The organism is Occallatibacter sp. (genome assembly GCF_035317045.1).
GTDB lineage: Bacteria > Acidobacteriota > Terriglobia > Terriglobales > Acidobacteriaceae > Telmatobacter.
On sequence record NZ_DATHHT010000022.1, the window covers coordinates 1 to 13,002 of the forward strand.

The window sequence follows — 13,002 nt, forward strand, 5'->3', positions numbered from 1 at the left end:
GATGTGTGGTTCTGCTTGATGCAGGAATCATCGGCCGAGAGGCACCGTTGCGCTGAGGCAGATCCTGATCAGACAAATTGCGCGCCCTCCGGTGCGCGCCCAGGAATTCTGTGCTTTTCTCTTGACTTGGACTTACATAGAGGTGGGCCACTCGGACATACGCCCCATTTTGGGGTAGTCATTATGGTGTGACCGGCTCGATGCGCTAGTTGTGGGTTAGGCTGAGTTTGTTAAGAACGCCAGTCCAGAGCCACAAGCGGAGGGAACCGGTCATGAGAGAGAAGTTACGATTTTTGGGCATGGATGTCCATGCGGAAACGATCGCTGTAGCAGTAGCCGAACCGGATGGCGCGACCAGCGGATGGGATTGTTTGAACTCGGAAAATTCAGCGCCTGCGAGCGCAGACCATCACCAATCCACTCAAGCATTTCCTCAGTCGTTGCAGAAATCAAAACAGGCTGGCAGCCGATGCCATCGAGTTCTTCGATCTTGCGCCTTTCCTCGACGATTTGAAGGATGTGATCTGCCCATGCCGGATCGGCGGGCAATCCCAGAAAACTCACCAGCGCCGCCCACGCTTCCTCGCGCCGATAGCGTAACAGGATGGTCCGCCCGGCGCTCCCATTGGTATGAAGTTCCTGCGAAACTGCGAGCAGATGACGCACGGGATGTTTTCGGTCTGGAAGAGTCACAGTCCCCTTGTAACAGGAGGCATGTTCGCCCAGAGAAACATCCTTTGTCGTACCGTCGGGAAAGGCCAGGTTGAATGTGGCTTTTTCGTGGACGGCCGCCGTGATCGCTCCCACATCCGAATCGTTGCCGAAAACACTGAGAAGATGCGCCTGCCGATCTTCGCCTATATAACGGTCGACCCGCAGGCGAATGCGGGTCGAGGCTTTTTCCGTAATGCGTACGTACTCAAGCAGCCCGAGTCGAAGGTGTGCATTCTCCATTGCCTTCACCCTCCTTCTTAGCCGCGGTCTCAGTGAGCTTGAGCACTCTCCCATCGACGTAGACCAGACGGAGTTCGTTGGTCCAGCGTTCCCGATGATGAATGATCTCGCCGTCTCTATCTTCTTCAACGAAGGTTGTCACATGCTTGACCGACCGCCAGCGAGCGATGTGCCGGTTTTCTCCCTCGCCGAAGACGCCATTGAGGAGTCCTGCGGTGCACAAGAGGCCAACGTGCCCCCCATGCAACGGTGTGATGGGGCGATCGGTGGCAACGTCATCGTACGGCATCAACAACGGCGCCGCCTGTCTCCATGCTCCTGACATCGTAAGAAGGTCCTCCAAAATGTCGTAGGGGAGGCCGCGATAGTTCAGCATCGCTTCCCCAGACGGAGGAACGGAGTAGGGAGCGCATGCGCCTGGCTGCAACTCCTCCAACTCCAGGAAGCTCCCATAGAGGCCGATGCCGTGGAGCTGCCGCTTATTATTCTCAACGGCGGAGCCTCTGACCTCGTGGCGTACGCCGAAGACGGCAATCTGCCTGTACTGGACCGAATCAGGATCGGTCATGCGAAAGACTTTCAGGTTAGTGAAATGAGAACTCAGGATGCCGGTGCAATCGTGCAACCGCTCAAATGGGATCACCAGAATCAGAACGCCTTCCATTCGCAACCAATGGTAAGTGTGTTCCAGAAACACGGCCTCCATGCGCCGATTCGCAATGGTGCCGATCTCGGAGTCATATGGCGGATTCAGGTACAGAAGCGAGAATGATTCCGGCCGGACAATAGTGTCAAAGGTGTTGCCCTGAATGGTCTCGATGCCTTTGGTACCTGCAATGTGTGCACGTTCGGCATCAAGTTCGACTCCATAACGTCGAACCGGAGCGTCGCTGGTCACAAGCTCGAGCGCGGTTCCTTGTCCTACGCAGGGGTCGATTACTGAGGCAAGCACAGTGAAGGAGAGCAGGGAGCGAAGTTTCACTCCCTCGGCTTCCGGTAGTGGGTAGTAACCCATTTTCAGCCGCGCGACATTCCGCATGAATTCACCTCGCCTAGTGGAATGAAGTTTCTGACCGCTGCGGATCGCGGAGATACTGACCGACACCGATGTTCTCGTTCTTCGGGCAATCTATCAGAGCCAGAGGGCGGTGATCGAGAAATACCGCGAACTAAATGGCCTAGGGGGCGATTCACAGGACCGGCAGTTGCAGGACGAATGGGCGCAAGCAGTGTTTGCGCAATGGAAAGAGACCTCGTTCACCGCCCGGAACCGATTCATTCGCTTCGTCGATGTACTCAGTGCCCTTCCGCGGCTCGAAGCGCAAGGGCTCATAGGCCGGACGACATCTCAGGTAGTGACGGCTGATATTTCCAGCACGCCATTCGGTCTACTCGATTTAGGGGCGCTGTTTGTTGAGCAGGCGCTTAAATACGACGGTCGCCTGGATGGCGAAGAGGAAAGTGGGTACCGGGCTGGTGTTTGAAGACGATACGCAATTGGCATGGTGACGCCGGTTTTACCGGAAACGCATCTGTCGCCACGATCACGCCGAGTTGTTATGCGGCCAGAACCGCGGCTGGAGCAGGGCCCGGGTCCCATGGCTCTGGGATCGAGGGAACCAATCGAGCGATCTGCTCCGATCCGCAGAGTCCGCAGCGCTGCTTGGCCGAAGTCGAGACTGTTTCACAGTTCTCGCAATAGACGGCGTTCTCCACGGGAATGGAAACCAAGCCCGGCTCGCGGCGAATCATCAATACATTGCGCATATGCCCTCCGAGGTCCAAGGTGGAACGTGTCTGCCGTCAGGCAGCAGTTCGGGCCGCCTCCTGTTCAAGCTCAGCCACCAGAGTCTTGAGGCTTTCGAGCCTGGGAATCGCAGTCATGGACTCGATTCGCAACTTGTCGAGGATCGCAATGAAGCATGTCTCGCCAATCTGCTCGGCGAGGGACTGTGCCTTGCTAACTCCCCGGGAGGCTCGTTCCATCGCCTCGGCAACATTGGCTTGCAACTGTCCGTTCGGAATGGCGCTTGCTTGACGTGCTTGCGCGACGCGCCAGAGGATCTCCCCATAGATTGGATCTCCCAAGATCCGTCGACATCCCTCAATCCTCACCGTTGTCTTCTGGTCAATCGGACCTCGATGCACCGATGGAGGCCGCGACCCAGCCGCGGGGTGAGTCTTGCCCGTGTTGTTCCCTTTGGGCAGCGCCCAATGCGGGACCTTAGGGAACTCGACCGGCTGGCGATATTCGTTGAGTGGAACCCACGTCTCAGTGAAGTTGTAGAGATAACGGCCCAGCCCAAAACAGCTGCATGCCCGTTTGAACGCCTGCGCTTCGAACCCATCGTCGACTTTATCCAATTCGTCGATTAGCAACACACAGGGCCTGTCATATTCGAGCGCGCGCATCAGCGGACCGGGACGGAAGAATTCCCGCCCCTTCAGGTTCGTCTGAACGCTCTGCCAGTCCTCGTGTTGGCCCTTTGAGAACTCCATGTACAGGCGTTGCAGGCTCTCGTCGAAGCGGCCAATCGCCTTGTCCTCGGTCACACCGCGATAGCACTGCAGCCGCTCGATGTGCGTGCGCGCTGCTGCGGCAACAGAAACGGCTAATTGCGTTTTACCTGACCCTGCAGGCCCTTCAAGCAGCAGCGGTTTTTGCAGCTTGGCGGCCAGAAAGACCACCTGAGTCATTACCGGGTCGATGAAGTAGCCGGTGGCTGCGAGTTTGGCCGCGAGATCGTTGATTGAATCAAACATCGCTTTTCCTCGCGCCTCAGCGGTAAAGTGAGTCACGTTCCGCATTGGCCTGGCATTCTAGTTCTCCGACAAGACGCGCAGGCCTTCCAATGCGGAGACAGCATGAGGCGGCATCAAAACTCAGTCAAATTTCCATTTGTATATATGGATTCACCGTGCTGCGTTCGGTTCACGATTCCAGCCGAGCAAACGGCTAAGCCGTTTGGGCGAGTCGATCGCGTGGTGCCCTGACTGACCTCGGTTTTCGACCGTTCCCGCCAGTCGGCAGGGCATCCACCCACTGCTCTATCGCTTCAGGACGGTAGCGGACAAGTGGCCCCACTTTTACGTACTGTGGTCCTTCTCCGCGAAGTCGCCACCGCCTTAAGCAGGCCAAACTGACTTGGATTTTTTCTGAAACCTGGATTTCATTGAGAAATGATTCCATTCTGTTCTCCTTGTGGCTGGCAGCCTGCGGCCGAACTGACCGAGAAGCTAACCCGAGATTCGATCTCGGTCAATTCGACCCGTACATCTCCGGTTGCTACGCGGAGGGGCCTGCTTTCGAGGCAGAACCCAATTGCGAGTTTCCCTTTCGAGAGGCGATGACTGACTCCACCGCTTCGCGCTTCGCCTTCATCCGGATATGGCTGTAATGACGAAGCATCTGGCGGTCGACGTGCCCGGCGATCTCCATGATGGTTTCGTCGCCGGCGCCACTTTCGGCAAGTTCCGTAATGAGTGTGTGCCGGTTATCGTGCCACCGGCCTTTCACTTTTGCGTTGGTGCGGGTCGTCTTCCAGGCCGTCTTGAACGAGGTAATGTGCCGCGTCGGATCCGTGGGCCTGGGCCTACCCCAGGGAAAGACGTACCACTCTTCGCTGATATCGCCGAACCGCTTGCGATACCAAGCGCGATGGTCGATGAGTGCCTGGTAGACCTCGGAGTTTAGGGGAACGATTCGGCCCTCTCCGGCTTCGCTCTTTGCTCTGCCTACCTGGACCGTTTTCGCGACGAAGTTGATCTGGCCCCAGGTAAGGGTCTTGATCTCGGTATCTCGCAGACCTCCGTTGCGGGCGAGCATGAAGGCCGGGTACATATGGGGGCTGCGTGAGCTCTTTGCTTTGGTTGCGAGACCCTCCGTTTCTTCGCTGTCGAAGGCTTTGCCGATGCTTTTGTGAACGGTAAGCTTGAGCTGCTTGGTCTTCTTGAGATGAGCGCGGATCACTTCGCCCGGGTCTCCCAGCATCTTCAGAAGAAACCGAACCTCTTCGTTGATCGATTTCGGCGCTGCTTTCTCGCGGAGCCTGTCCTCCTGGTAGCGGAGAACTGAAATGTCGGTGATGTCCGCGACGATCTTTGTGCCGAGAAGACGGCTGACGTGTCCGAGAGCGTATTCGGCAAAACTCGCCGACCGGTATCGGAGCCGGTAGCCCGTGAGGTATTCGTCAATGATCTCCTCAAGAACCCGGACACGGTTCTGCCGAACCTCTTTGAAGTTGTTGTAGCCAGCTTCGAGTGTTCTTCGGTGTTGCCGTTCAGCCTCTTTCGCGACGGTTCGCGATGTCGATTTTGTCGGTTCGTCGATTCGTTCGCCGGCGAAGCGAAACCGGTACCACCAAAACTTTCCCCTGAGATACGTTGCCATTCGGGACTCCTGTCCTGTCGGTGAGCGCGCCGGTGTAGGCGCGCGACTGAAGGTTCAGGCGAATGCAAAACTCGATCAAATTTCAGGAGCCCCGGCACCGCGCGAGGGCGTGGTTCAGGACATTCGGGCTGGAGGTCCGGAGTCGGTCTATCAGGGGGCCACAACGGAGCTCGGATGCTATGGGTTAGCACCCGTTTTGAAAGTGAGTGACGACAAAATTGACTACAATCGGGCCAATTTCGTGTCCTTCTGCTTCTTTCAACTGCTCTAAGTTTTTGATTTAATTGGCTCCTCAGGTAGGACTCGAACCTACAACCCTTCGGTTAACAGCCGAATGCTCTGCCATTGAGCTACTGAGGAGTGACTGGCGGTGAATTGTCCTCTATAAAGTTAACAGACTCAGCGGGTCGCGTCAAAATGTCGAACCCCGCCAAAAGGCCCTTCCGGCCTACCCTCGACGCGGCCATCCGCTACCATAAATACAGCCGTCCGTTACCATACATGCGGCCAGTCAGGAGGCCCTATGTCCCGCATATCCCGCCTCGATCGCAGCGAAGTCACGCCCGATCTGGCAGCCCTGTTCGACAAGGTTTTCGCGCAACGCGGCAACGTGCCCAACATGTTCCGCGTGATGGCTCACCGTCCTGAAATCTTCGCCACCATGCAGGCGCATTTCGGCGCGGTACTGAACACCGGGACCGTCTCACCGAAGCTCAAGGAACTTATCATCGTGCGCACCAGCCAGGTGAATGAGACACCCTACTGCCTCGCCAGCCATACCATTCTCGCCAAATCGCTCGGCTGGTCCGACGACCAGCTTGCCCACCTTGCCGACTGGTCCCGGCGCGGCGACTTCACTCCTGCCGAAAAAGCAGCCCTGCGCCTGGCTGAAACCGTCACCCGCGATTCCCACGCCGTCACCGACGAGCAGTTTACCGCGTTGCGCAACTTCTACTCCGAAGGCGAGATCGTCGAGTTGCTTTGCGCCATCGGTCTCTTCAACTATTTCAATCGCTTCAACAACGCCCTCAATATGGAACCCACCAAACCCGGCGAAGGTGGCCGCGCCGCGCCCACCGAACACACCGATGCAACGTCGCGATAATCTGCTCGAATTCGTACCGATCAATGCAAGGCATCAAACAAATAGCTGACCAGGAGCTCTCCTCTTCGATGAATCTCAAACTGCCCGCTGGTGACTTTCGTGCCTATCTCCTCGACTGCGATGGCACCATCGCCGACTCCATGCCGCTGCACTACAAGGCCTGGACGAAAGCCCTCGCCGAGTACGGCGCCACTTACGAAGAAGACCTCTTTTACGCGTGGGGAGGCAAGCCAGTACGCAAAATCATTGCCGACTTGAATGAGATGCAGGGCCTGAACATGCCCGTCGACACGCTTGCCGCACGCAAGGAAAGCTACTACCACGCTCAGCTCCATGAGCTGAAAGGCATCCCCGAAGTCATCGAGCACATCGAGGCACAACACGGCCGCATTCCCTTCGCCGTCGTCTCCGGAAGTCGCAGAGCTTCAGTTGTTGGCTCGCTCACCGCCCTGGGCCTGCTCGACAAGTTCGACGTGCTCGTCTGCGCCGAAGACTACAAACATGGCAAGCCCGCACCCGACGGATTTCTGCTGGCCGCATCGAAACTCGGTGTCGCCTCCGAGCACTGCCTCGTCTTCGAGGACACCGAACTCGGCATTCAAGCCGCCACCGCGGCAGGCATGCAATCGGTGCTCGTCGCCCAGCCCGTACGCGAAAGTTCTGGAACCGGAGCCAAAACGGGAACGTAAGTTGAATTCAGGAGGCGAATGTGGCAGGATCCAGTGTGTCCCGTGCACCCGTCGACCACACGCAACAAGCGCCGGCCACTTCCGCACGCGCCGAGTTGCTTCCTCTGTTTTGCATTGCCATTGCATTTGCCCTTGGCCACATCCTCACCAACGGCCGCTACGGCTTTCATCGCGATGAGCTGCAATTCCTCTCCGATGCGCGACACCTCGACTGGGGTTTCGTCGCCTACCCGCCTTTCACTCCGTTCATCGAACGCATCGGCTTGAGTCTGTTTGGTCTCTCGCTCGTAGGCCTGCGTCTCTTTTCGGTCATCGGCCAGGCTGTCGTCATCCTTGTCAGCGGACTCATGGCCCGCGACCTCGGCGGCAATCGGCTGGCCCAGGTCGTCACAGCTTTTTCAGTCGGACTGTCCGGGTTGCCGCTGTTTGAATCCACCGAATTCCAGTACACTTCATTCTCGTTCTTATGGTGGGTGCTTGTCTGCTGGTTCACGATCCGGCTGCTAAAGACCGATAATCCGCGCTGGTGGCTCGCCATTGGAGCCGCCATCGGAATGGGTTTGCTCACGAAGTACTCCGTGATCTTTTTCGTGGCTGGCCTTCTCATCGGACTCGTCTTCACGCGCTCCCGCCGCTATTTCATCAGCCCTTGGTTCTGGGGCGGCGTGGCCGTTGCGCTGGCTCTTTTCCTGCCCAACATCGTCTGGCTTATCCGCCACAATTTCATTTCCTATCATTTCCTTCAGCACATCCACGCACGCGACGTGGGCGAAGGCCGGGCTGAGGGTTACTGGAAATACCAATTCCTGCTCGACGTAAATCCGTTTTCGACGCCTATATGGATCATTGGTCTGATCGCCTTCCTGCGCGACAGCCGCTATCGCGTTCTTGCGTCGATGTACCTCGTCCCGGTTCTGTTTTTCTGGATCAACCAGGGGCGCTTCTATTACGTTGCGGAAGCCTATCCGGTGCTGCTTGCCATGGGCGCTGCTGTCATTGAGCACTGGCTTGCGGACAGGCCGTCGTGGGCCCGCCGCACAATCGCCGCTGTCTATTTCATCGGCTTGTTTGCGTTTGGTGCTATCGCTGTAGCCAGGCTGATACCTATTGCCTCCTCGGGTCCGTTGCGTGACTTCGCTCTCAAGAACAACGGCGACCTGCGCGAAGAATTTGGCTGGGATGAACTGGTGCATACTGTTGCGTCAATTCGGGACTCGCTGCCGCCCGAAGAACGTGAGCACCTTGGGATCACAACTGCAAACTACGGCGAATACGGCGCCATTGAAATCCTCGGCCCGGCCTATGGCTTGCCGGCGCCGATCGGCACGACCAACTCTGAGTGGCTGCGTGGCTACCCGACGGATCCACCCACCACGATCATCGTCCTTGGCCTCAGCGAGAGACAGGCAAACTCCATCTTTACTGGCTGCCGTTGGGCCGGCCACAATGGCAACTCTTTTGGCATTCGCAACGAAGAAAGCCGGGATCACCCGGACATTTTCGTTTGCGGACCCTCCCGCAAGAGTTGGCCGGAGATCTGGGAAGAACATCAGGACTTCGGCTGAGGCGAGGCGATCCCGAAACCGCAGGCATATACTGGTCTCCTTTACGCGATTGATAAGGCAACCGATGAAAATGCTGCGCTGTTTCGTGATGTTGCTGTGCGCGCTGCGGCTGACGGTTCCCGTCGCCGCCAAAGAAAAAATCTCAAAGCTCTCTTTTGATTTCTCCGGACACCCTAGAGTCATGTACGTCGTCGTCCCCGACAAGCCCAGCCCTATGCCCGTCGTTGTCATCCTCCACGGCTCCGGCCGCAACGGCGAAATCATGGCCCAGGCATGGAAGGATCTCTCCGGACGCGAGGGCTTCATCGTCGCTGCGCCCGACGCTTTCGATTCGGCCGGATGGGGATCGTCGGTTGATCCGCCGGAATTCTTCAAGGCCGTTGTCGAACAAGTCAAGGCAATCCATCCCATCAATGACAGCCGCATCTATCTCTTCGGACACTCTGCCGGCGCGGCATACGCGCTTTTTCTCGCCATCATGGATTCGAATCTATTCGCCGCCACCCCCGTTCATGCGGGCGCGCTGCAGTCCAACCCTGAAGGGCTCTTCGACCAGGCGGATCGCAAAATGCCCATCGCCATCTGGGTTGGCGATCGCGATCCGTTCTTTCCGGTAGATGCCGTTGAGACGACCCGGAAACTGTATGCCGCGAACGGATATGACATCAAGGTAAACCTGATCCCCAACCACGACCACAACTACTACGCCATCTCCGACCAGGTGAATGCCAAGGCATGGGACTTTCTGAAGAGCGTTCATCTTGAAACTCCCGGCAATCCAAGCCAGCCTTGATTCGTTCCGTCTGCCCGCGCGAACACTGATCGTCACACCAAACCCTCAATCGATCACAATCTGCAAATGATTTGTGCCGCGGTGACAGATCATCACTGCTACGATTTGTCCGCAATTCAAGTCGCACCTGAGGACTACTGATGTCTTTCCTTCGCAACGTCGTACTGATAACCGTGTTGATGCCCCTGGCCGCATCGCCCCAGTCCCCCACGCCAAACGACGCGGCGGCGGTCGCTGCCGATAAGGCGTACAGTTCCCAGAACTGGACCGATGCCGAGACTCAGTATTCCGCTCTTACGCAGCTGAGTCCGACGACTGCGCGCTTCTGGTATCGACTCAGCATCTCCGCGCGCCATAACAAAGACTTCGATGTTGCCATCAATGCGATGCAGAAGGCAAAGACTCTTGGTGCCGCGAACGGTCTGCCCGCTTTCATCGCGGACTATGAGATCGCCGATATCTATGCTGCGATGGGAGATTCGGATCGCGCGCTCGCGTCGTTGAAAGCCTCGGCCGATGGCGGCTTCTCTCAGCCTGCCCGTCTCACCGGCGATGTCGAGTGGAGTTCGCTGCGTCGGAACCCGCGATTCATCGAGCTTTCAAAGCAGGTGCAGCACAACGCTGCTCCGTGCGAAGATCCGGACTTCCGGTCGTTCGACTTCTGGGTCGGCGATTGGGACGTCGCATCTGCCGCCACAGGAGTGCATCAGGGCTCAAGCCATGTTGCAAAGGAAATGGGCGCTTGTGTCCTCTGGGAGAACTGGACTTCCGCCGGAGGTCCCTATTTCGGTAAGAGCTACAACACGTGGAATGTCAACCTCAAGCGTTGGGAACAGTATTGGGTCGACAATGCGGCGGGCGTCATCTTTTTTCACGGAGGCGTTAAAGACGGTGTAATGGACTACTGGACAGACGACGTGCCGCAATCCACCGGCGGAACACTCCTGCGCCATCTTCAGTTCTTCAATCTTGCGCCGGACAAGGTCCGCCAGTTCTCGCAGGGATCAAATGACGGCGGCAAGACCTGGCACGTCGAGTACGACCTCGTCTACACGCGACAAACATCCCAGCCTTCGCCAACTGCCCATTCAGATTAGTAGAGCAACACCGCAACCCTGTACGCGGTAAACGTGCCAACAGCCCCGCTCGGCTCGCAACTCCCCACGCTCGCCCCGCGATACCGGCCCGATGCCAATTGATCCGCAAGTTCCTTCGGCAGATGGCTCAAGTCCGAGTCCTGCCAGCGCATCACAAAGAGCGGCTGCATCGATCCTGATGACCGAGGCACGCCATTCTCCATGGTGCAAGCGACGCGTGCAGCGGGAGTGCTCCCGCCAATCGCCACCCCGCTCGGCCGGATCAGTTCCGCAACGTGCTTCTCGATCTCCGTTTGCGAGAGCACCTGCACGCCATGCGCATAATCCGCTGTCGCATACAACACGCCACGGCTCGCAATTACCGCAATCCCCACGCGATCCACGTCCGGATTCAGCATGTTCTCGCGATGCCCTGTCGAGTGCATCCACTCTTCGTGAATGACCGAAGGCGTCGGACCGATCGCAACGTTCTCCTCGACCAAGTCAAAGTGGACGCCCGCCAGTCCCGCCCGCTCCGAGAGATCGAGTTCCCCCGGATAGCGATGAGCAATCGGACCCTCCGCTGCCATGCGCAGACAGTGCTTGCGCGCAGCCTCCGCGAGTGCATTGTCCCAGCGAAGAGGCGCCGCGCCCGCTGCCGCGCGGGCTTCGTTCGCCAAAGCCATCAACTGCACACTACCCGGCTCCACCGCCTGCCGCGATTGTGCCCCTGCCTGCGACCGCGCCCAGACGCAAAGTGCCAATAACGCAAAGACGGCGAAGATCTGTTTACCTGAAGTATTCACGTCTACTTATACACATAACTCATTTTGCGGTCGCAGTATCCTTACCATCGTAATGTGCAACTTCTGGACCCTCGGAAAGCGCATTCGCCGTCAATCCCATGGGGTGGCGGGCGCGATGTTGCTTGCGATTTTCTGAATGCCCTGCTCCAGCGCGAAACCAGAGCCGAGAATTCTGCCAACCGGGTTTTAGAGGGCTGGTGTACGTTGGTCATTCCTGAAATCGCGCGGTCCGACCCAGAGGACCAGAAGGAGGGCCGGTAATCCAACGACGCTGGTAAGCAGGAAAAAAGGCGCCCAGCCGATCTTCTCTGACAGGACTCCTCCCGAGGAGGCCACCACGGTGCGGCTGAGCGATGCAAGCGAGGAAAGCAGCGCAAACTGAGTCGCAGTAAAAGCGGGTGTGCACAAACTGGATAGCCAGGTTATTAAGGCGGTCCCAGCCATTGCACCCGTGAGATTTTCGGCAGTGACGCACAAAGCAAGATAGCCGATCCGATGCCCACCGACGGCCTGCAAAACAAAGAACAGGTTCCCGACCGACTGCAAAATGCCGCAAAGAATCAGTGCGCGGCGGATTCCAAATCGGGTCGTCACGACGCCGCCTATGAGGGACCCTGTCACGATGGAGAAAAATCCAAATATCTTCGAGGCGGTCGCGATCTCGGGAAGCGAAAATTTCAGCGAGATATAGAGCGGCGTTGACATCACTCCTGCCATGGCCTCGCCCATCTTGTATCCGAAGATGGCGATCAGGATCACGGGCCAAAGCGGCCGATTCATGAAGTCCCGAAAGGGACCGATCACGGCTGTCGAAAACGCGTGGCGAATCGCATGCCATCCCGATCCCGTTGCATCTGAGGTCTCCACTACAACCTTCGGTTCGGGACCAAACAAGAACACCAGAAGCCCCACGCCGAGAAGCGCAGCCATGGTGGCATAGGCCGCAAACCACCCCGCATACGCCGCGAGGAACAGGCCGCCTGCCCCGGCAGCCAGCATGCCGATCCGGTAGCCGGACTGAATCATGGCTGCTCCAGGAGCCTGCTGTTCCTTATTCAGGCTTTCTACCCTCCATGCATCGATCACAATGTCCTGGCTCGCAGACAGAAATGCGACAAGCACCGCCAGCGCGGCCATCAGAGGCAGGTTGCGTTTGGGATTGCACAATCCTAGACCCAGGACAGCGCCCATCAGAAGTATCTGGATGGAAATTCCCCAACCGCGCCGTCGGCCCAGTGGCAGCGGCGGCGGTATGCGATCCATTAGCGGAGCCCAGAGAAATTTGAATGCGTAGGGCGTGCCAACTAGCGCGAAAGTGCCAATTGCCGCACGCCGCACGCCCACCGTCGAAAGCCACGCTGAAAGAGTCGAGTACGTCAGCAGGAGCGGCAAACCACTGGAAAAGCCGAGTGCAAGCACCTGCAGCACACGCCGATCTGTATAGGCTGCGACCGCGTTTCGCCAGTTTGTCCGAGCGTGTACTCCGTTGGTTCCGGGCAATTCCTTCATATTAGTTTTCAGGTATCCCGCTCAAGCTTCTTGCACTACTTTCTTAATAAATGATCGCGAGATGTCGGCGGTGAGCAGCGTCGGCTAGATGCAGGTGAAAGTGCCAACAGAGTCA

The 13,002-nt window shown here is 57.7% G+C and carries 12 protein-coding genes and 1 tRNA gene; 6 read left to right on the forward strand and 7 right to left on the reverse strand.

Features of this window, described 5'->3' with window-relative positions; translation table 11 throughout:
• Positions 1-270: 270 nt before the first annotated feature.
• Together VK574_RS09655 and VK574_RS09660 are read right to left on the reverse strand one after the other, a co-directional pair.
• Positions 271-954, reverse strand: a complete 684-nt coding sequence (locus VK574_RS09655; protein ID WP_472799633.1) for a hypothetical protein — start codon at positions 952-954, stop codon at positions 271-273.
• Complete coding sequence (locus VK574_RS09660; RefSeq protein ID WP_472799634.1) at positions 920-1,993, reverse strand: DUF6094 domain-containing protein; 1,074 nt, start codon at positions 1,991-1,993, stop codon at positions 920-922. The genes VK574_RS09655 and VK574_RS09660 overlap by 35 nt, the downstream gene beginning before the upstream one ends.
• 109 nt (positions 1,994-2,102) lie before the next feature.
• Here VK574_RS09660 and VK574_RS09665 point away from each other — a divergent pair, with 109 nt between their 5' ends.
• On the forward strand, positions 2,103-2,438 hold the full coding sequence (locus VK574_RS09665) for a hypothetical protein (RefSeq protein ID WP_472799635.1): 336 nt from the start codon (positions 2,103-2,105) through the stop codon (positions 2,436-2,438).
• Between the two features lie 319 nt (positions 2,439-2,757).
• Here VK574_RS09665 and VK574_RS09670 read toward each other — a convergent pair whose 3' ends face one another.
• From VK574_RS09670 to VK574_RS09680, 3 genes are all read right to left on the reverse strand, one after another.
• Positions 2,758-3,717: an AAA family ATPase gene (locus VK574_RS09670; protein WP_472799636.1), complete on the reverse strand. Its 960-nt coding sequence runs from the start codon at positions 3,715-3,717 to the stop codon at positions 2,758-2,760.
• A 523-nt stretch (positions 3,718-4,240) separates the two neighbouring features.
• The gene (locus VK574_RS09675; protein ID WP_472799637.1) at positions 4,241-5,344 is read right to left on the reverse strand and encodes a tyrosine-type recombinase/integrase; all 1,104 of its coding nucleotides are present in this window, start codon (positions 5,342-5,344) and stop codon (positions 4,241-4,243) included.
• Between the two features lie 285 nt (positions 5,345-5,629).
• Positions 5,630-5,704, reverse strand: a tRNA-Asn gene (locus VK574_RS09680).
• 163 nt (positions 5,705-5,867) lie between these two features.
• Between VK574_RS09680 and VK574_RS09685 the strand changes: the two genes are divergently transcribed.
• The 5 genes from VK574_RS09685 (at position 5,868) to VK574_RS09705 (ending at position 10,593) form a co-directional block, all read left to right on the forward strand.
• Entirely contained in the window at positions 5,868-6,449 is a 582-nt protein-coding gene (locus tag VK574_RS09685) for a carboxymuconolactone decarboxylase family protein (RefSeq protein WP_472799638.1), read from the forward strand.
• A 68-nt stretch (positions 6,450-6,517) separates the two neighbouring features.
• Positions 6,518-7,138 (forward strand): HAD family hydrolase, encoded by a 621-nt coding sequence (locus tag VK574_RS09690; RefSeq protein ID WP_472799639.1) that lies wholly within the window; start codon positions 6,518-6,520, stop codon positions 7,136-7,138.
• 20 nt (positions 7,139-7,158) lie between these two features.
• Positions 7,159-8,703, forward strand: a complete 1,545-nt coding sequence (locus VK574_RS09695) for a glycosyltransferase family 39 protein (protein ID WP_472799640.1) — start codon at positions 7,159-7,161, stop codon at positions 8,701-8,703.
• A 64-nt stretch (positions 8,704-8,767) separates the two neighbouring features.
• Positions 8,768-9,496 (forward strand): CE1 family esterase, encoded by a 729-nt coding sequence (locus VK574_RS09700; protein ID WP_472799641.1) that lies wholly within the window; start codon positions 8,768-8,770, stop codon positions 9,494-9,496.
• Between the two features lie 140 nt (positions 9,497-9,636).
• Positions 9,637-10,593: a tetratricopeptide repeat protein gene (locus VK574_RS09705; RefSeq protein ID WP_472799642.1), complete on the forward strand. Its 957-nt coding sequence runs from the start codon at positions 9,637-9,639 to the stop codon at positions 10,591-10,593.
• On the opposite strand, the gene VK574_RS09710 is transcribed toward VK574_RS09705, so the two are convergent.
• Together VK574_RS09710 and VK574_RS09715 are read right to left on the reverse strand one after the other, a co-directional pair.
• Positions 10,590-11,378, reverse strand: coding sequence for a CAP domain-containing protein (locus tag VK574_RS09710; protein ID WP_472799643.1), 789 nt, complete (start codon positions 11,376-11,378; stop codon positions 10,590-10,592). The two genes, VK574_RS09705 and VK574_RS09710, sit on opposite strands and share 4 nt — an antisense overlap.
• Before the next feature lie 186 nt (positions 11,379-11,564).
• Positions 11,565-12,887, reverse strand: coding sequence for an AmpG family muropeptide MFS transporter (locus VK574_RS09715; RefSeq protein WP_472799644.1), 1,323 nt, complete (start codon positions 12,885-12,887; stop codon positions 11,565-11,567).
• Between the last annotated feature and the right edge of the window lie 115 nt (positions 12,888-13,002).

Bases quoted from the DNA above. Each gene is read 5' to 3' on its own strand.
- VK574_RS09715 (WP_472799644.1), bottom strand. From the start codon at position 12,887: ATGAAGGAATTGCCCGGAACCAACGGAGTACACGCTCGGACAAACTGG.
- VK574_RS09690 (WP_472799639.1), top strand. From the start codon at position 6,518: ATGAATCTCAAACTGCCCGCTGGTGACTTTCGTGCCTATCTCCTCGAC.
- VK574_RS09675 (WP_472799637.1), bottom strand. From the start codon at position 5,344: ATGGCAACGTATCTCAGGGGAAAGTTTTGGTGGTACCGGTTTCGCTTC.
- VK574_RS09685 (WP_472799638.1), top strand. From the start codon at position 5,868: ATGTCCCGCATATCCCGCCTCGATCGCAGCGAAGTCACGCCCGATCTG.
- VK574_RS09670 (WP_472799636.1), bottom strand. From the start codon at position 3,717: ATGTTTGATTCAATCAACGATCTCGCGGCCAAACTCGCAGCCACCGGC.
- VK574_RS09660 (WP_472799634.1), bottom strand. From the start codon at position 1,993: ATGCGGAATGTCGCGCGGCTGAAAATGGGTTACTACCCACTACCGGAA.
- VK574_RS09700 (WP_472799641.1), top strand. From the start codon at position 8,768: ATGAAAATGCTGCGCTGTTTCGTGATGTTGCTGTGCGCGCTGCGGCTG.
- VK574_RS09705 (WP_472799642.1), top strand. From the start codon at position 9,637: ATGTCTTTCCTTCGCAACGTCGTACTGATAACCGTGTTGATGCCCCTG.
- VK574_RS09655 (WP_472799633.1), bottom strand. From the start codon at position 954: ATGGAGAATGCACACCTTCGACTCGGGCTGCTTGAGTACGTACGCATT.